General features: G+C 39.4%; 18 protein-coding genes and 1 riboswitch. Of the genes, 9 read left to right on the top strand and 9 right to left on the bottom strand.

Going from position 1 to position 19,307, the window contains the following annotated elements; all coding sequences use genetic code 11:
* Window positions 1-124: 124 nt before the first annotated feature.
* From BN986_RS19745 to BN986_RS19735, 3 genes are all read right to left on the bottom strand, one after another.
* A complete protein-coding gene (locus BN986_RS19745) occupies window positions 125-832 on the bottom strand; it encodes an ABC transporter permease (protein WP_040983365.1) in 708 nt (235 codons plus the stop codon).
* Window positions 829-1,677, bottom strand: coding sequence for an ABC transporter ATP-binding protein (locus BN986_RS19740; protein ID WP_040983363.1), 849 nt, complete (start codon window positions 1,675-1,677; stop codon window positions 829-831). Before BN986_RS19740 ends, BN986_RS19745 begins: the two co-directional genes overlap by 4 nt.
* A 112-nt stretch (window positions 1,678-1,789) precedes the next feature.
* The gene (locus tag BN986_RS19735) at window positions 1,790-2,842 is read right to left on the bottom strand and encodes a response regulator transcription factor (protein ID WP_040983361.1); all 1,053 of its coding nucleotides are present in this window, start codon (window positions 2,840-2,842) and stop codon (window positions 1,790-1,792) included.
* Between the two features lie 358 nt (window positions 2,843-3,200).
* Window positions 3,201-3,314: riboswitch (TPP riboswitch) on the top strand.
* Window positions 3,315-3,446: 132 nt separating this feature from the next.
* Between BN986_RS19735 and thiW the strand changes: the two genes are divergently transcribed.
* From thiW to BN986_RS26770, 5 genes are all read left to right on the top strand, one after another.
* Window positions 3,447-3,911, top strand: a complete 465-nt coding sequence (gene thiW, locus BN986_RS19730; RefSeq protein ID WP_262362488.1) for an energy coupling factor transporter S component ThiW — start codon at window positions 3,447-3,449, stop codon at window positions 3,909-3,911.
* A 28-nt stretch (window positions 3,912-3,939) separates the two neighbouring features.
* Window positions 3,940-4,761 carry a bifunctional hydroxymethylpyrimidine kinase/phosphomethylpyrimidine kinase gene (gene thiD, locus BN986_RS19725; RefSeq protein ID WP_040983357.1) on the top strand — a complete coding sequence of 274 codons (822 nt, stop codon included), beginning with the start codon at window positions 3,940-3,942 and terminating at the stop codon, window positions 4,759-4,761.
* The gene (thiM, locus tag BN986_RS19720; RefSeq protein ID WP_040983355.1) at window positions 4,751-5,536 is read left to right on the top strand and encodes a hydroxyethylthiazole kinase; all 786 of its coding nucleotides are present in this window, start codon (window positions 4,751-4,753) and stop codon (window positions 5,534-5,536) included. The genes thiD and thiM overlap by 11 nt, the downstream gene beginning before the upstream one ends.
* Window positions 5,526-6,146, top strand: a complete 621-nt coding sequence (gene thiE / locus BN986_RS19715) for a thiamine phosphate synthase (protein ID WP_052400964.1) — start codon at window positions 5,526-5,528, stop codon at window positions 6,144-6,146. Before thiM ends, thiE begins: the two co-directional genes overlap by 11 nt.
* Before the next feature lie 118 nt (window positions 6,147-6,264).
* Window positions 6,265-7,074 (top strand): hypothetical protein, encoded by an 810-nt coding sequence (locus BN986_RS26770; RefSeq protein ID WP_081922271.1) that lies wholly within the window; start codon window positions 6,265-6,267, stop codon window positions 7,072-7,074.
* Between the two features lie 75 nt (window positions 7,075-7,149).
* Here the strand turns inward: BN986_RS26770 and BN986_RS19705 are convergent, their stop codons facing one another.
* Window positions 7,150-8,706: a BCCT family transporter gene (locus BN986_RS19705; RefSeq protein ID WP_040983351.1), complete on the bottom strand. Its 1,557-nt coding sequence runs from the start codon at window positions 8,704-8,706 to the stop codon at window positions 7,150-7,152.
* A 305-nt stretch (window positions 8,707-9,011) separates the two neighbouring features.
* The gene (locus BN986_RS19700; protein ID WP_040983349.1) at window positions 9,012-9,833 is read right to left on the bottom strand and encodes a squalene/phytoene synthase family protein; all 822 of its coding nucleotides are present in this window, start codon (window positions 9,831-9,833) and stop codon (window positions 9,012-9,014) included.
* 238 nt (window positions 9,834-10,071) lie between these two features.
* Here BN986_RS19700 and BN986_RS19695 point away from each other — a divergent pair, with 238 nt between their 5' ends.
* Complete coding sequence (locus BN986_RS19695; protein WP_040983347.1) at window positions 10,072-11,235, top strand: MFS transporter; 1,164 nt, start codon at window positions 10,072-10,074, stop codon at window positions 11,233-11,235.
* 171 nt (window positions 11,236-11,406) lie between these two features.
* Here BN986_RS19695 and BN986_RS19690 read toward each other — a convergent pair whose 3' ends face one another.
* Window positions 11,407-11,682, bottom strand: a complete 276-nt coding sequence (locus BN986_RS19690) for a hypothetical protein (protein WP_148417178.1) — start codon at window positions 11,680-11,682, stop codon at window positions 11,407-11,409.
* A gap of 461 nt (window positions 11,683-12,143) precedes the next feature.
* Between BN986_RS19690 and BN986_RS19685 the strand changes: the two genes are divergently transcribed.
* Genes BN986_RS19685 through thrB form a run of 3 tightly spaced genes read left to right on the top strand, consistent with a single transcriptional unit; the run spans window position 12,144 to window position 15,383 of the window.
* Complete coding sequence (locus BN986_RS19685) at window positions 12,144-13,439, top strand: homoserine dehydrogenase (RefSeq protein ID WP_040983343.1); 1,296 nt, start codon at window positions 12,144-12,146, stop codon at window positions 13,437-13,439.
* 1 nt (window position 13,440) lies between these two features.
* Complete coding sequence (gene thrC, locus BN986_RS19680) at window positions 13,441-14,502, top strand: threonine synthase (RefSeq protein ID WP_040983341.1); 1,062 nt, start codon at window positions 13,441-13,443, stop codon at window positions 14,500-14,502.
* Window positions 14,499-15,383 carry a homoserine kinase gene (thrB, locus tag BN986_RS19675; protein WP_040983339.1) on the top strand — a complete coding sequence of 295 codons (885 nt, stop codon included), beginning with the start codon at window positions 14,499-14,501 and terminating at the stop codon, window positions 15,381-15,383. Before thrC ends, thrB begins: the two co-directional genes overlap by 4 nt.
* Window positions 15,384-15,429: 46 nt before the next feature.
* Here the strand turns inward: thrB and BN986_RS25845 are convergent, their stop codons facing one another.
* From BN986_RS25845 to BN986_RS19660, 3 genes are all read right to left on the bottom strand, one after another.
* Complete coding sequence (locus tag BN986_RS25845; RefSeq protein ID WP_052400962.1) at window positions 15,430-15,831, bottom strand: hypothetical protein; 402 nt, start codon at window positions 15,829-15,831, stop codon at window positions 15,430-15,432.
* Window positions 15,832-16,195: 364 nt separating this feature from the next.
* Complete coding sequence (locus tag BN986_RS19665) at window positions 16,196-17,485, bottom strand: amidohydrolase (RefSeq protein ID WP_040983337.1); 1,290 nt, start codon at window positions 17,483-17,485, stop codon at window positions 16,196-16,198.
* Between the two features lie 213 nt (window positions 17,486-17,698).
* Complete coding sequence (locus BN986_RS19660) at window positions 17,699-19,291, bottom strand: glutathione ABC transporter substrate-binding protein (RefSeq protein WP_040983335.1); 1,593 nt, start codon at window positions 19,289-19,291, stop codon at window positions 17,699-17,701.
* Window positions 19,292-19,307 lie beyond the last annotated feature (16 nt).

Genomic DNA, 19,307 nt, shown 5'->3' with positions numbered 1-19,307 from the left:
TATTACATCTAATCATAAATAAACGCAATATTTTTTAAGTAAATGTAAAAAAGCCATTTAAAGAGCTTCCTCCGCTCTTTAAATGGCTTTACTTTTCATGATATCCATTTAATCAAAAAAATCATTAGTCCATCATCCGTTTCTTAAATGTCACAGCAGCTAATGCCAATGATGCCACAACCCATGCTCCGATAATAGCAAATGGCTTCCATAACTGACTAAAACCTGCTCCTGCATCTTCTAATTTCACGATTTCCTCTAATTGGATTCCAGGTGTATATTCTAATACTTCCAAGAAGCTATATTGATCTGCAAACGCCATAAACATATTCCCCATCCCAAATATAAACATAACAGGAAGAACATAGACTGATGCTTCTAAAACACTTCTTGTTATTAAGCCCATCCATGTACCTAATGCAATAAAGAAGATAAGAGAGAGTATAACCCCTGCAATCAAAACACCTCTGCCTGCAAAGGAAAAATTCATAAGAAACAAACAAACGCCTGTTACAATCACGGTAATAACAATCGTCACAGCACTTTTTCCGGACAGTATTTCCGTCAATGTGGCTGGGGAAAGCATCAGACCACGTAACGTATTTTTCTCTTTTTCTTCTGCGATCATTGCACATTGCAGGAAAGTGCCGACCAGTGCAAGCGATATGCTGATTACAAATACATACATCTCTATCGTTATATTATCCATTCTTCCATATATAACAGCAAAGACAAGCGGCATCAATGCTGTGGATGAAACATACATATTTCGATATAAATCTTTTAAATCCTTTTGAAAAATAGCCATGAATCGTTTTACAGAAAATGTCATACTAATTCCCTCCCAGTTACTTCAACAAAGATATCTCCTAAGGTTGGCTCTTTTGTATAAATACGCTCCACCATTTCCCGGGAAATATATTGTTGAATTTTCTCAGCACTTGATGCTTTCAAGGGGAGCTCTAATTCTGTTCCATCCTTTAATTCGATGCCGATAATCTCTTCCCGATACTGTTTTTTTAGTTGTTTTGGTTCGTCTAAAAGCTGGACAATCCCTTTATTTAAAAAGGCTACCTGATTACAGAGATGATCCGCTTCCTCCATATCATGTGTTGTCAGAAAAATAGTCGTTCCCTGTCGATTCAGTTCTTTTAAACCATTATGAATATGTTTGGAATTTGCAGGATCCAATGCAGATGTTGGTTCATCTAAAAATAATAACTCAGGCTTATGCAAAAGTGTTCTTGCAAGTAATACACGCTGTGTCATTCCTTTGGAAAGTTTCGAAACCTGTGTTTTTTTCTCTGCACCTAAATTCACTGATTCCAGCGCTTCATCAATCCGTTTATAAGACGTATCATATAGATCTGCATAAAGCTTTAAATTATCATAAATGGTCAGCCTCGCATATAAACCGCTATTATCCGTTACAACGCCAAAGCGTTTCCGATATTCAGGTGTATTTAACTTTGAAACAGGTACTCCAAAGATACTGGCTGTACCTCCACTCTGTCTCATTTGTCCAGTTAAAATTTTAATCGTTGTTGTTTTGCCTGAACCGCTTGGACCAAGAAAACCAAATGTTTCTCCTTTTTTAACCTGGAAGGACACATCATGTAACGCTTGTTTGTCCCCAAAAACCTTCTCTAAGGATGCTACTTCAATCATATTCTCCACTCCCAAAAACCTCCTGTGTCAGTTAAGTTGCCTGTGACTACAGAATAGGCTCTTTTCAGCAACAGTGCACTATATTTTCGATGAATGGAGTATATATTATGATGAATTGTGTTTATTCTACCCCCAATAATTCTTTCAGCTCGATCAACTTCGATTTCGATAGCGGGACCTCAGAGCTTTTTTTATCAACAAGAGATAAACTGTAGCTATTTCTCGTCCAGGTAATCACTTCTCTTATTTTTTGAAGATTCACAATATAGGAGCGGTGACACCGAAAGAAACCCTGATGGGATAGACGCTGTTCCAATTCTTTTAGGGTAAGTCCTGTTGGAAATCCTTCTCCGCGAGTATAGAGATAGGACTGTCCATCCTGGCTTTCGATATAATCAATTTCCTGCGGATCAAATAAAATAATTTTATCTTCTACTTTTGCAGAGATTTTATTTATCTGGAAAGCCTGCTTTACTTGAACTGCTTCTTCCTCCGTTTCCTCTGTATCTGTTTCTAAGGAGGTTAAACGTTCATTCTCCTCTGCTTCGACTTCCATTTGCTTTATCCCTTGTTCATCTAAACGATAGACTGTATCCGCAATCGTGATGGCACTCTCTGTACTTGTTGTTAAAATCAGCACCGCCTTCTGGTGGTTCTGCAGAAATTCGACAAATTGATGCAGGACGCGTTTTGTTTCTAAATCCATATTTACTTCAGGCTCTTCAAAAATCACCACTTCCGCTTCCTGCATTAATATCCTGCCAAACTGAACACGCCGCTTTTCAGAACGATTAAGCTGATGCATCTTCCATCTCGCTTTTTCCTCTAATTGAATTTGCAAAAGTACTTCTTTCACAGAAACCTTTCTTCGATATAAAGAGCCAATAAATTTCAAATATTCCTGTACTTGCATTCGTTCGTAAATCCCCTCTTCATACCAGCAAATACCTAAATAGGAAAAGTAGTTCTGTTTATCCTCCTGTAATGTTTGATGCTGAATCTGAATCGTTCCACTTCGTACATTTTCTTTTCCGGTAATCATCTGCAGCAACACTGAACGAATATTAACAGTTGATTGAATTGCTTTTATTTCTCCAGCTTTTACTTCTATATCTATCTTAGGGAATAATGTCTGGTCTCCCTGACGATATTCCATTCCGCTTATGCTTAACATGTTTCATTCCTCTTTCTATCGATAACATCTTTTATAGTGCGTGTTCAAAAAGTCCGATAAATAGGACCAAGTCGGTTAAGAATGCGACGTCCTGGGGTTGCGATTACTCATCCCACCGAAAACATTTGTGCGTCGGAAGTTCAAGGCGCGCCGCTTTGAGGAACGGACTTTCACAGGATGTGATGACTTCTGTGTTTTTAGATACGTGAGTACCGGAAAAGCAAGCCAATGCAGAAATTCGCTGTGTCATTTTTATTTGGACTTTTTGAACTTCCTTTATATTAGCTTGCAGTCTGATGATTATTTCATGACAAACCATTGAATCTTTGATACAGTAGAATCAACAATAATAATGAAAAGCAACTACTAGGGGAGCCCATAATTGCGGGCTGAGAGGAAAGCATGCTTACTTTCCGACTCTTACAAACCTGATCTGGCTAATACCAGCGTAGGGAAGTAGTCAATCAACGTATGATTACTCTCAGTATACCAAATCAGGCTTCTCGATAAAGCCTGATTTTTTATTTTTACAAAGTAGTTCCCTTTTTATTTGCCCAAATAAAAGGAGATGATTGGATTGAAAAATCGTACACGCTTATTAACCATGATGGCTGTTCTTGTAGCAATTGGAACGATTGGCTCTCAATTGCTCTGGTTTCCTGCAGGAGTCGCCAGAGCCTATCCGGTTCAGCATGCCGTTAATGTTATTGCTGCCATTTTGCTCGGGCCAGGTCCTGCAGTAATTGTTGCATTCATGATCAGCTTGCTTAGAAACCTTTTAGGACTGGGAACATTGGTTGCATTTCCAGGAGCGATGATTGGAGCTTTTGTTGCCGGGGTATTGTATAAGAAAACACAAAAATATCCTATGGGGGCCATAGGTGAAATCATTGGTACAGGAATTATCGGTTCCTTCTTTGCTGTTCCAATAGCCAACTTGCTTATGGGAAGCTCTGCGGGAGCATTTGCCTTTATTCCGCCGTTTATTGTAAGCAGTGTCTCTGGTGCTTTGATCGGGTGGCTGTTAGTCAGCCGTATTCCTGCACGGCAGTTTTCTTTAACAAAATAATTTATCGATATTCAAGGAGGATTTTATAATGAGTCAAGTTCGTTGTGCATTAACAATTGCTGGTACAGACCCTAGCGGTGGTGCTGGTATTCAAGCAGATTTAAAAACATTTCAAGAGTTAAAAACCTATGGTATGTCCGTTATTACTTCCGTAGTAGCTCAAAATACAACAGGGGTTCGCTCTGTGGAACATATGCCGCTTTCGATGATTGAGGACCAGCTGGATGCAGTGATAGAAGATATGCCAATCCACGCAGTAAAAACGGGGATGATTGCAAGCAAGCCAATGATGGAGTTAATCGTTAAAAAGCTCGAGCAGGTGGATGCTCCATATGTAATGGATCCAGTAATGGTAGCTACCAGCGGAGATGACCTAATTGACAAAGAGGGCCGTAATTTTTTACGACAATACCTTCTTCCATTAACAACCGTTGTGACACCAAATATTCCAGAGGCTGAATTTCTAACCGGATTATCCATTACAACGAAAGAGGATATGAAAGGAGCAGCAGAATACCTTGTTCATGAATATGGTGTGGACGCTGCATTAATTAAAGGCGGCCATCTAAAAGGACAAGCAATTGATTTTCTTTACGATGGTAAACAAATGCATAGTTATGCTGCAGAACGTATTGATACAAAGAATACACATGGAACTGGCTGTACCTATGCTGCTGCTATTGCTGCTTATTTAGGAAAAGACTATCCGCTTCCAGAAGCAGTTAAACAGGCAAAAGCTTTTGTAACTGCAGCCATTACAAAATCATTTGAACTAGGTAAAGGAAATGGCCCGACAAATCACTGGGCTGTACGAGAAGTTACGGAAAGGAAGATTACGCATGAATCCTGATATTATTCAACAAGTTAGAAACAATACACCGCTTATTCATCATTTAACTAATCAGGTCGTCATGAATTTTAGTGCTAATGGACTACTGGCCTTTGGTGGTAGCCCAGTCATGGCAAAGGAGATGCGGGAAGTAGCAGATATGGCAAAAATAGCTGATGCGCTTGTTTTAAATATTGGTACCATTATAGAAAATGAAGTGACAGCAATGATTGTAGCAGGGAAAGCTGCCAATGAAAAAGGAATCCCTATTGTTCTTGATCCTGTTGGTGTGGCTGCGACTTCTTTTCGCAAAGACATGATAGAAAAAATTTTACAAGAAGTTCATCCAACGGTTATCAAAGGGAATGCAGGTGAAATTGCTTCTTTGGTTGAGACAGACATTCAAATGCGCGGAGTAGATTCCGTCGGCGAAGGAAATGTAGATGAAATTGCTGAAAAGGCTAGTATTAAATATGATACGGCAATCGTGATAACTGGAAAAACAGATGTTATTTATGCGGACCAAAAATTAATTTATAATCAAACAGGCCATCCTCTTCTCGCAAGTATTACGGGCTCTGGATGTTTATTAGGCTCTATTGTTGCGGCATGTTTAACTACTTCCTACCCTATCTCTGAGCAGCTCCGTTCCGCACTCAGCTTTTATGGATTGGCGGCGGAACGTGCAGCAGAGCAGCCATATGTACATGGCCCGGGGACTTTTTTGCCCCATTTCCTTGATGCTTTATCCTTTGCACCGAAGCAATTAAATGGAGGACCCAAAAATGATATTTAAACGAGAGGTTTTAAGAAAGTATTTTATTATGGGAAGCCAAAATTGTCATAAAGACCCCAACGCTATTTTAGAAGAAGCGCTTGCTGCCGGTATTACAGCATTTCAATTTCGCGAAAAAGGAACGGGGTCATTAAGTGGAGAGAAAAAGCTTCAGTTAGGCAGGGAGCTTAGAGAACGCTGCCGCGCACATGATGTTCCATTCTTTATTAATGACTATATTGAGCTTGCAGACGAATTGGAAGTGGATGGGATACATGTTGGGCAGGATGATATGCCTGTTGAAGAAGTTCGCGCCAGGTTCCCGGATAAATTAATTGGCTTATCCATTTCCACGCAGGAAGAACTGGATCGGAGCCCGCTTGATTTAGTGGATTATATTGGTGTTGGTCCTATTTTTGCAACTTCTACAAAAGAAGATTCAAAACAAACTGTTGGGCTAGAATGGATTCATACCATCCGTGCCCAGTTTTCAGATATACCCATAGTGGCAATTGGCGGCATTCAGACAGAAAATGCCCATTCTGCAATAGAAGCAGGTGCTGACGGCGTATCCTTTATTACTGCTGTTACGGAAGCTGAGGATATCAAGGAAGCTGTAAATAAGTTGTAGCGGCCATCTCCCATTTTTTTGTCTAGTGATGGAGCCCATTCTGCCCATAATGAAGAGCAAATAACACCGATACCTCATATGCTATTAGGGAACATTAGCCTAATAGAGGAGGAAAATTATGAATCATTTTCAACCACAACATCCAAACGGGCAAGAAAACAGACAAAACGACCTGCCCGGACAGATGTTAAATAATTATTTTCAACCTGCGCCGCAGTATGATTATTCCAATGGAGCTTTTACCGGCAACCCAAATGGAGAAGCTGCCGGACCGGGAAACTATCATCCGGAACAGCAACAGCATTCTGTTCATCATATGCCGCCCCAATACGAACAACAGCAATATGCACCATCTCCATATGAGCAGCAACAGCAGCTCGCTAATCCCGTGCCGTCTTCATATGAACAGCAGCCATCGCCGGAGAGAATTGGCGGATTTTTTCCTGGGGGCCCAAACGGAAATGGCAATGGAGCAAATTTCCCGGGAGAGCTTACGGAACAACTGATAGATATGTTTCCTGAACCTCCAAATAATAATGGAAACGGGAATGGAGGTCCCTTTTCTAATTGGCCGCCTGCTCCATCTTTTCCAAATTTCCAGGAGAATGGCAATAATGGAAATGGAGGTTCTTTTGAACAACAGCCAAATCCCGCAGCAATGGGCGGCATGAATAGCCAGCCTCCAATGAGTCCTCCGCCTAACTTTGTACCGCAAAAACAGCAGGTGCAAACATTCGCTGTCGATCCTGGCGGCATCAGACATTGTATGTTCCGCTTTACCTACATTTGGCCAAATCATGGCAGAGGATTTTGGGCTTTCCCGACGTTTTTAGGAAGAAACTCGATTGCGGGCTTCCGCTGGAATGGTTTCCGATGGGTTTATTTTGGTATGGACTTAAATAGTATTGAATCCTTCCAATGCATGTAAGATCAAATAAATCAGTATTTATTGAAAAATGGACAGCAGAAGAGCATCGCCTTCGCTGTCCATTTTTTAATACCTTTATTTATATTTTTTATCTTCTTTTTTACGCATTTCACGCTGCCAGATAAGACCTTGCTCCAGCGCCATTTTCTTTGCAATTTTCGGTGCGTTCCATAACGGCGGCAGTATTAATAATGATACAGGCACCGCGGATATAACGATGGAATTTTGAATCGATGTAATACTATCTTCTCCAATAGAAAGAATAGCTGCCGTAAACGCGCCAAAAAGAACAGCCCAGCATACACGTAACCAGCGTTTCGGATTATCATGACCTGATAATGTAGCTGCAACGGTATAAGACATCGTATCTGCTGTTGTAGCAACAAATACAATAGATACCAGCAGGAATGCAACACCCATCGCTGTACCCATCGGCAGCTGATCGGTAATTGCCATCACTGCTGCTGGCATACCACCTTCTGCTAACGCTGTAGAAACGGAACCTTCATTTTGCGTTTCAAAGAAAATACCTGTCCCGCCAACAATGGAAAACCAGAAATTTGTTACAAGTGGGGCTACCACCGATACTGCGATAACAAGTTCCCGAATCGTTCTTCCTCTGGAAATTCGGCTGATAAAGACAATAAGCATTGGCGCATAGCCAATAAACCATGCCCAGAAAAACAGTGTCCAGCCTGATAACCATTCACCGTCTCCACGGTAGAACATCATCTCGAACATATTTTGAAGATGCACACCGGTTCCGCCGACAAAGCCATCAATAATAAATCCAGTAGGTCCAATAATAAGAACAATGATACCAAGAAGAATCGTAAATTTAACATTCCAGTTACTTAAATGATAAATTCCTCTGTCTACCCCAGTTGCTGCTGAAATTGCCGCTACTGCAACCAGTGCAACCACTACTAATATACTCAATGTTAATGTATTCGGCACATCAAATAAATGATTTAACCCATATGAAATCTGTAAGCCGAGAAATCCAAGCGGTCCTAATGTACCTGCTGCTGTTGCAATAATAGAAACGACATCTGCCGCTGTACCAATAACACTTTTTTCAAAAATCTTTTCTCCAAAAATAGGGTATAGTAATCCACGCGGCTTTAATGGATATCCTTTCTGATAATGAACATACATCATGACGATAACGGCTAGTGTTCCAAGAATCGCCCATGCAAGAAATCCCCAATGCATAAATGCTTGAGCAAATCCACCTTCAATAAAATTAAATTGTCCTCCTCCAAACAGAGGCGGTGTATCCATATAATGGTACATTGGTTCTGCCGCAGCCCAGAAAACTCCTCCAGCAGCAAGCAGCGTAACTAATATCATAGCTACCCAGCCAAAATAGCTATATTTGGGTTTATCCTGTTTTCCTAATTTTACTTTACCATACTTTGATACGGCTAAACCTAAGCCGATCGCGAAATTAAGGAATAAGAGTATTTGCCAATAAGCACCAAACCAATCAGCAGAATAATTAAATAAAGTATTTACTGTATTATCCACCATCTCACTATTAATCAGCGACAGAACAATAAATACAACTAAAAATCCTCCACTGATATAAAAAACTGGCCAATCTAAACCTTTTCCTTTTTTTGACTTCACAATTTACCCCCTGTTTTGTGTAAGCGTCTATAAGACTATCTTATAGACCAGAGATGAAAACATTATGCCCGTTAAATTCTTAACAAGCTTTCATCCCTCACTTAATTTTATTAACACATATCTTTCTATTATAGTGACGTGTTTCTTACAACACAACCCACATTTCAAAGACTTATTCCACGAATTACTTTGAATATAGAAGTATTTCCCTTATTAAATATTCTTAAACCCTTCTCACCCTCAAAAATAAAAAAATCTCGCAAATTATAGCGAGATTTCCTTTAAGGTATATTATTTTTAAAGCCTTAAGAATTAATAATATTATCAACGGTTTCTTCCACTTCATCCCTGGACATTTTTTCTTTTCCGCTTTTTAAGGCATTTAAGGTTTTATGCGCAAGTTCCAGCGGGATGCGGCAGAAGAGCAGGATATTTTTTGTAGAGATTTGTTTCATATACTCATCTGCTTTTTGTAAATTTGCTTCAGCATAAGCAAACATTTCTTTTTTAGACCAGTCGTCAGGGAAGAAGCCAACGCCTCTTTCCGCATCTTCGTCCACATTTCGCAGTATATTCACAGCCTGTAATCCTCGGCCATAACCAATAGCCAGGTCGCGGTCTGTTTCTGTTCCATCATACCAATTCCATATATCAGATAACATTACGCCAACAAGACCTGCTACATAATATGTATACTCGTCCAAATCTTCTTTTGTCTGTACATTCCAATCTTTCCGTACCCATTTTGCCATTCCTTCTGCCATTTCACTTGTAGAACCTTTTACTTTTTGTTCTATTTCATCCGGACAAAAATCAATCCAGTCTGCCAACCGTAACGTCACCTCTGGAAGATCCTCCTCAAAAGGATTTACTAACTGCTCATAGGCTTCACGATTAAATACAGTTTCCTTCAATAAACGGCTTGTCTCCATTAATAAATGCTGTTTTGCTTCAGCATCCATCTCCTCATGGTCTTCTATCTCATCAACAGCGCGCATGCAGAGGTAAGCCGAACCAACTGTTTTCCGCAACGTTTTGTTCAACAGTTTAATGGGGATATAAAATGTTCTGCTCGTCTGTTTTAAAACCTTCATTGCATCTTTTTCTAATGTTGCTTTATTGCCCACCCAAAACTCCTCCTTATTTCATGCGATTAATATAAGTATAACAAACAAGTTTCTTTTTTTCCTTTAAAAGTGTTGAATTATCATTAATTTTCGCTTAAAACTCTTGTGCTATCTATTCTTTTTAAGCTAAGATGATAAATAGTGTTTTATAACATAGACGTTCAAGTGTTTATTCATGCTGTTTTTAGAAAATAATAAACGCTAATGACGTTATACTTATAGATAAGGCGTGTTGTTTATGAATAAAGGTGTATATTTACTTATGATTATTTCGTTTGTTGTCGGGATGGTCGAATTAATTATTGGTGGCATTCTCGATCTAGTCGCAACAGACTTAGGCGTCTCATTAGGAAAAGCAGGATTATTGATTACTATTTTCTCTTTGGTTTTTGCTGTTGCCTCCCCTATTTTACTTTATTTAACAGCTCCTGTTGAGCGCAAAAAACTGACGATTATTTCATTATTTATCTTCTTATTCGGAAACATTCTTGCTGTTTTTAGTTTGAACTACACGATGATTTTTATCAGTAGAATTATTTCTGCAGCGAGTGCTTCCTTGCTAATCGTACTTTGTATTATGATGGCATCCTCCATTGTTAAACCTGCTTACCGTGGACGTGCTATCGGGATTGTAAGTATGGGAGTAAGTGGATCGCTGGTGTTCGGAATTCCATTTGGTTTAATACTTGGAGAATCATTCGGCTGGCGTGCACCATTTGTGCTCATCTCCTTCTTAACGGTTGCTTCCATTATATGTGTTCATTTCTTTATGCAGCGTATTCCTTCTGCAGAAAAGCCCTTGCCGTTAACCACACAGCTGAAAATGATCCGGAATCCAAAAGTTCTTTTTATACTGTTGACGACTTTCTTTGTATTAGCAGGACATACAACGTTATACGGCTATTTGAACCCATTTGTAAAGGACTTTATGGAATTAGACGGTGTTTGGTTAAGTGCCATTTATATGATATTTGGTATCTCTGCTGTCAGCGGCGGCGGGACAGGCGGAACATTGTCCGATTTATTTGGACCGAAAAAGACCATCCTTACTGCAATTATTTTATTTGTGGCTACGATTTTAATTATCCCCATTTCATCGTTCCACGTTGTATTATTTCTTGTTGTGCTTATCCTGTGGGGCATGCTCAGCTGGGCGGTATCGCCGCCAGTTCAAAGTTATTTGATTGAAACATCTCCACAAAATTCGAGCATTTTAGTTAGTCTAAATAATTCTGCTTTACATTTAGGTATTGCAGTAGGGTCTTTCGCAGGAAGTATTGTTATTGAACAGGCTAGCGTTGATAAGAACGCCTATGTTGGTGGAGCAATTGTCTTCTTAGGTCTGATCACAGCATTAATAGCACTAAAGGGATATAAACGACCGCAAGTTAAGGCAGATTAAGCGATAAAACACAACTCTTTAAAACAGAATTTATATGGTTCCGCCCATAATAGATAAACTGCATAAAATGACTTTACAAGATTCCGGTGTTCGAAAGTTATATTTGTTCTTCTAACTTTCGAACACCGGAATCTTTCATTCATTGCTTTTGTAATAGAAAGAGTTACTCTTTCAAGTACACGAGGTTTTATTCTTCTTATCCTGTAAAATTATCTCCTTTTTGATCACAGCTCTTCTATAAATCACAATAGGAAACATTCCCAATATAAAACCGACCAATGCAAAAATTTCTGTTCTGCCAATGCTATAACCAATGCTTATGCCTAAGGTTATGAAAACAATAAACAATGCTCCAAGATGATAAATCCGCATCGTTTTCATCTCCTTTTTATTTATCGCAGTATAACCGACTGGAACTGGGGCTGGGGCTGCGATTACTCGCCCCATCGAAAGGCTTTGTAAGGCTCCCACTTAAAAAATAGAGGGAACTCGAAAATTTGAAGTGGTAGATCCAACAGTCAGCAACAGCCCGATTTGTTCCAGCCAACAGGGGGCAGGTCATAAAGTCTCCCGAGACAACGCTTTTCGATGGAACGAGTAACTGCAATACCACCACGACGTTGCGTACTTAGCCTTTGTACCTTATCCAGTGCGGGATGAAATGACCCTCCCTGAATAAAGTTTCACTTTATTGTATGAAATAATAATGGAAACGTACCCAGCTGCTTAAGCTAAGCTTTTAAAATCATTTCAAAATGTGACGATTTATTTACGTACCTTATTATCACGCCTTAGGAAAACGATTACATTTAAAAACGCTAATCTATTCTAAAAATTCGCTATTGCCTTACTTCCCGTTTCATGTTTAAATAAATTCAATATACAATAGGAAGCGTAGAGGTGGTTAGATGGAAGAGAAAGTTTCAGTAGGTCTATTAGGTCTTGGTGTTGTGGGATCAGGAGTTATTCACCTGATTGAAGACCATCAAGAAAAATTAGCACATCAATTAGGCTGTAAAGTCGAAGTTGTTAAAGCACTTGTGCGTAATATGGAAAAAGCACGAGATATAGATGTCGATCAAACGATTTTAACAACAAATCCCGATGATGTTCTTGAAAATCCAGAAATTGATCTTATTATTGAAGTAATGGGCGGTATTGATCATACAAAAGAATATATTTTAAAGGCTTTCTCTAATAAGAAACACATTGTTTCAGCGAATAAAGATTTAGTGGCTGTTTATGGTCCTGAACTCCAAGAGGCCGCAGTCAAAAATAAGTGTGATTTTTATTATGAAGCAAGTGTTGCTGGCGGTATCCCTATACTACGTGGAATTAATGAAGGATTGTCTTCTGACCATATTCAAAAAATCATGGGAATTGTTAACGGAACGACCAATTATATTTTGACAAAAATGGATGAAGAAGGCGTAAAATATGAAGATGCACTTGCAGAAGCGCAGCGTCTGGGCTTTGCAGAAGCAGACCCTACCTCTGATGTAGAAGGTTTAGATGCAGCTCGAAAGATGGCAATTCTTGGTCGTTTAGCCTTTTCTACACCTGTCGATTTACAAGATGTTGAAGTAGAAGGAATTCATGGTATTGATTTAAAAGATCTTCGCTATGCCACACAGCTAGGATATACCATGAAGCTTATCGGTTTTGCCAACTTTTTCGATCATGAATTAGAAATAAGTGTAGAGCCTACTCTACTAGCAAAAAATCATCCACTGGCTAGTGTTAAAAATGAATATAACGCTGTCTATGTTTATGGAGAAGCCGTTGGTGAAACCATGTTTTATGGTCCTGGTGCCGGGAGCTTGCCAACTGCAACAGCAATTTTATCGGACGTAGTCGCAGCTATTAAAGCCATGCGCTTAGGTGTATCAGGAAAGCAGTCAAACGACATGCAATTTCCAAAAACACTGCGACCTAAGAATAAACAACATGGTCAGTTTTATGTCCGCTTATGTGTAGAAGATAAGACTGGGGTTTTCTCAGAAATTTCATCAATTTTTCATTCACAGGACATTAGCTTCCAACGCATTTTGCAGACACCTGTGGATGAAACAGACTCTGCAGAAATCGTTTTGGTTACACATGATACACCGTTCTTCCAGTTTGAACAGGTACTGAATCAACTAGAATCATTTGATGCTGTAAATGAAATAAAAAGTTATTATAGAGTAGAAGGAGATGCGTAAGATGGCTTGGAAAGGGTTAATTGAAGAATATCGTGATTTACTCCCTGTCACAGATAATACCCCGGCTTTATCATTATTAGAAGGTAATACACCACTTTTTCATTTTCCAAATCTATCAAAAGAATTGGGGATTGAATTGTACGGAAAATTTGAAGGATTAAACCCGACTGGTTCATTTAAAGACCGTGGAATGGTGATGGCTGTTGCAAAAGCAATTGAAGAAGGCTCAAACTCGGTTATTTGTGCTTCCACCGGAAATACATCTGCTGCTGCTGCTGCTTATGCAGCCCGTGCAGGTATCCGTGCTATTATTGTTATTCCAAAAGGAAAAGTTGCTCTTGGAAAGTTAGCTCAGGCTGTAATGTACGGAGCTGAAATTGTTGAAATTGAAGGTAACTTTGACCAAGCACTGCAGCTTGTCCGCGAGATTAGCAAAAAATCACCTATTACTCTAGTTAACTCGGTTAACCCTTATCGTTTAGAAGGCCAAAAAACAGCTGCATTTGAAGTTTGTGACCAATTAGGGGGAGCTCCTGATGTCTTAGCAATCCCTGTAGGTAACGCAGGTAATATCAGTGCCTACTGGAAAGGCTTTAAAGAGTATCATCAATCGAAAGGAACAGCTCTTCCTAAAATGTTCGGTTTTGAAGCAGAAGGAGCAGCGGCAATTGTTAGAGATGAAGTGGTTGAAGAGCCGGAAACGGTGGCAACAGCTATTCGAATTGGTAATCCTGCAAGCTGGGATTTAGCAGTCCAAGCTAGACTAGAATCAGACGGAATGATTGGTTCTGTCACCGATGAGGAAATTGTTTCGGCATTTAAGCTTCTTCCCCGTAAAGAAGGTGTTTTTGCAGAACCAGGATCCGCTGCTTCCATCGCCGGTGTCATCCAACAGGTGAAAGCAGGCAACATTCCTATGGGCAGTAAGGTTGTTGCAGTGTTGACAGGAAATGGATTAAAAGATCCGCAAACAGCTATTGACCAATTAACGATTGACCCTGTAACACTTCCAAATGACGAGGATGCCATCCTTGACTATTTAGAGAAGATGATTACATCATGATGCTGTTTCGCATCTCTGTACCAGCAAGCAGTGCTAATCTAGGCCCTGGATTTGATTCTATGGGCCTTGCATTAGGTCTGTATATTCATTTGGACGTTGAAGATTCAGATCAACCTGCATTTTTCGCACACGGTTCTACGGAATCAGAGGAAAATCATTTTATTTGGAATATTTCGAAGCAGGTAGCAAAACGATATGGAGTGACCCTCCCTCCTTGTAAAGTACAAGAGACGAGTGAAATTCCACTAGCAAGAGGACTCGGCAGCAGTGCCTCCGCAATTGTTGCAGGAATTGAACTGGCAAATCAGCTGGGAAATCTTCAATTAACAGATGATCAGAAACTGGCATTTGGAACCGAAATCGAAGGCCATCCAGATAACATTGCCCCAGCTTTATTTGGAGGATTAACAATTTCCACGATGCTTGAAGATGACATTCCTTCTGCCCAATTAAATGACATCGAATTAGATTTAATTGCATATATCCCGAAAGTAGAGTTAAAAACAGAAGTTGCCAGAGATTGTCTGCCAGATACATATGAGCGAAATTATGCAGCAAGAGCGAGTGCAATGAGTAATTTGATTGTCGCTGCACTCTACTCCAAAGACTATGTATTGTTTGGAAAAATGCTTGAAAATGATTTATTTCACGAGCCTTTTCGTAAAGAACTTATTTCCAATTTTGATGTTATCCGTGAAAAAGCAAAAGCGTTTGGTGCATTTGGTACAGCCTTGAGCGGCGCTGGACCAACTATGCTTTCTTTTGTCCCTAAAGGGAATGGAAGTACCGTGAAAGAAAAAATGGTCAAGCAGCTTGAAGGTTATCAAGTGAAGCTTTTAGAAATTGATACAAAAGGGGTTTCAGTTTCGCAGAATAGATAGTAAGAGGCAAAAAGTGCAAGCGTTAATGGGAGACGCTTGCACTTTTTTAAATTGTATCATTATAGATTTGACCATTATCGTTTTGAATATCAATGATTTTTAAGCGGTTATCATTTTTGACAAAAACCGTTTTATAGTATTTCTCTCCATCAATTTCATAAAACATAACTCGTGTTCCCGGGTTATCTGTTTCAACAACAATATCGTATTCGCCTTCTGCAATCTGTTCTCCAATAACTTCTTGTTCTTCATATTCATAGGATGTATCTCCACCAGATGCCTCTTCTGGTTCTTCAGAAACTTCACCAGTTACATCTGATTCATTCTCTTCCGCAGTGTCTTGGCTTTCATCCGTATTATTATCTACCTCTTGCTCTGTGTTTGATTGACAAGCACTGACAATAAATAAAACAAATAAGATTCCGGTCATTTGTAGTATTTTTTTCATTCTATCTCCTCCCCTTCTTTAGAATTCCTTTTTCCAAATAGTTTTAAACTATTATTCTTATGGTAATTTGTAATTGGCAGAACATCACACGACATTTACTGCAGTTTAATTATTTCTAAAATCACCACAAAACGGTGCCGGCTTCTAGTTTTTATAAAAGACCTACATCAGGGGATTCTATCTTAGAACCATTTATATTTCAACGAATTCGTTCATCTTATTGAGGCAGGCAGGTACAGTTTATATAGTTCGATAAACCATGTCCTTCATTGGTATAGTCCATATTTGATAAAATTTTGATAGCAACTTATACTCACTCCTCATCTAAATAGAAGCAGCACATACAATTGTGTCCAGAGAAACATTAATTTATCGTAGGCTGCAAATAATGTATAACATCGATATATACTGATACAGCAGTCCGGATAGCTTCTTCATCGATATCAAATTGCGGATGATGATGACCGGCAGGCAACGGACTTGGAAAAATCATATACGTGGCAAGACCACCATTTTTCTGAACATGGTCCATCATATATGACACATCCTCGGAAGCTTTTAAGGGAAGCACATCATAGACTTCTTTTACATCAGAATTGTTTTGACAGGCCTCCTTCACAATATCAATCCATGCTTCATCACATACTGTCCCTAAACCTTGTCCCATAAATGAGATATTCGATTCGATATCATACATTGCAGCGGATGCTTGGATAATTCTCTCTGCTTCTTGATGCATATATTGATTTAATTCCGTTGTCTCTCCCCGTGTTTCCACCAACATCACAGCTTCATCCGCAATCACATTCCGCCCGCTTCCGCCAGATAAATGACCTACATTTATTCTTGTCGCGCCGTCCCTATGCCGGGAAATAGCATTTAACTGGAGAAGAGCTGTAGCAGCAGCATTTAATGCATTTTTCCCTTCATTTGGTTCTACACCAGCATGTGCAGATTTCCCTTTGAAGGTTACATCAAATTTGGTGCTGGCTAATATTTGATTAGCTGTCGCTGCTACACTGCCTGCTTGCAAAGCATTGATGCCTAGATGGCCGCTCATAAAATAATCCACCTTATCAAGCCAGCCTTTTTGCACGATACTATTTGCTCCTCTTAATCCTTCTTCAGCCGGTTGAAAGATAATTGTGAATTTCCCTGTCAGTTTTTCCTTATTCGCATCGATGTATTTTGCTGCGGCAAGTCCAATACTGATATGTCCATCATGTCCACACGCATGCATTTCTTGTGAATGTTTTGACCGAAACCCTTCATCAAATGGTGCATGTCCTTCTTCATCTGACTCAATAATAGGCAGTCCATCAATATCGTATCGCAATGCTATATGCGGGCCTATTCTGCCAGTGTCTAATACAGCAACTACCCCTGTATGACCGCCATCAAGTTTTTCTACAAAAGCTTCAGGGACTCCATATGCTAAAGCTCTCTCTTTACTTGCTTCTATTTCCTCCGGCTTTGGGAGTCCCATACGTTCATCACTATCCATTATCTCTTTCCCAATGTATAAATGAAATGATAAATTTTGAAGCAATTGATAAATTTCAAAGGTCGTAATAAACTCGGTAAAGCCTGCTTCTGGAACTGTGTGAAATTTTCTACGTGTATCAACAGCAAATTGTTGTAATTCTTGAAGCATTGTTTTCCTCCTTCCATGGATGAAATGTATCGGTTGTTGCTTGGGTCCGTGACAAGCTAGCATTAAAATGGTCTAAGATTAACCTTTATGAGATTACAATTGCCCGCTCTGTCTAAAGAAGTTTTCCAGATTCCATATTTATCTATCGTGTAAAAAAAGATAGAGCTGCCGCTAAGGTTTAGCAGCTGCTCTCATCTTAAAAATTATTTATACTTATTGTTCTAAATAAACATCTTTTAACAGAAGCATTTTTGTAGGCAGCATTTCTAAGTTTTGAACTTCTGTTCTTTGTGCAACAAGATAGTCTTTATGCATAATATAATACATCGGTGCTTCTTCTACTAATAATTCCTGTGCTTCGCTGTAGATGTTTAACCTCTCTTCTTCCTCTACTTCTTGACGCCCTGCATCCAATAATTCGTCTAACTCCTCATTCTGAATAAAAGTACGGTTACCAGGCTCTCCTAAATTATCCGTATGGAATAATGGAGCCAATCCAAGATCAGCATCAGCCGTACTATTCGACCAGCCTAGAATAAACATATCATGCTCCCCGTTACCGATCTGCTCGAGATATGCTCCCCACTCAAGCATTTCAATGTTAACCTCAATTCCAATTTCTTGTAACTGTGCTTGCGCATTTGTAGCAATATCTACACGCTCACGGGTTTCATTGGTCCAAAGCGTTGTTGAAAAGCCATCAGGATAACCTGCTTCTGCCAAGAGTTCTTTTGCAGCTTCAACGTCATATTCTAAGCCTTCTAAGTTTTCATCATAACCAAATACCCCTGGAGAAAGTGGTCCTATTGCTTTTTCTGCATAACCATTTACAACACCATCAATTATTTGCTCTTTATCTAGAGCCATCGAAACTGCCTGTCTGACACGCTTATCATCAAATGGTTCTTTCTCCGTATTGAATCCAATGTAATCTAAAGAGACACTACTTTGCTGGTACATTTCCAAATCTTCTGATTGTTCAATTTGATCAATATCAGAAGAACTCAGTGGATTAGAAATATGAGAATCTCCTGTCTGTAATTCTGCTAATCTTGTTAAATCTTCAGGAACTACTTTAAACGTTACGGAATCAAGATTCGCTTCACCATCCCAATAGTCTTCATTTTTGACAAGACGAATATGTTGACCTGAGGCCCACTCATCAAATTTAAAATAACCGGTTCCTATCGGATGTGCATTGATGACAGATCCTGGACTTTCTCCATCTTCCATTGCCGCATAATCTTCTTCAATTTGTTTTGGAGAGATAATGGATCCCATTGAATGTCCTAAATTAGATGGCAATCCAGGGAAAGGATACTCTGTTTTAATTTGAATGGTATAATCATCGATTACCTCAACCTCTTCAATCATTTCAACCATATTTGCAGTTGGATAACCCACCTCCGGGTCCATCATTCTTTCCACATTCACTTTTACTGCCTCTGCATTAAAAGGCTCACCGTCATGGAAGGTTACTCCTTCCTGTAATTTAAATTCCCAAGTTGTGTCATCCACTTGTTCCCATTCTGTAGCTAAACTTGGAACTAAGTTCATATCCTCATCATGCTTTACCAGTTTTTCAAAAATATTATACTGTACATCAAAAGAAGGTACATCGTTTACAGCACCAGGATCTAAAGAAACTGCATCTGAAATCGTAGCAATTACTAAATCCCCGCCTTCCTGAAATTCTCCACTATCTTCCGAACCTCCCTCTGACTCATTTGGTTCACTTGCACAACCGGCCAATATCAAAACGGACGCAATGATACTCATAAAAAATGCCAAATAAAATTTATTCATGCTCTTTCCTCCTGTT

This window comes from Oceanobacillus jeddahensis, assembly GCF_000750635.1.
GTDB lineage: Bacteria > Bacillota > Bacilli > Bacillales > Amphibacillaceae > Oceanobacillus > Oceanobacillus jeddahense.
Note: the sequence above shows the minus strand (reverse complement) of the source record. Positions and strands in the feature narration are given on the sequence as shown.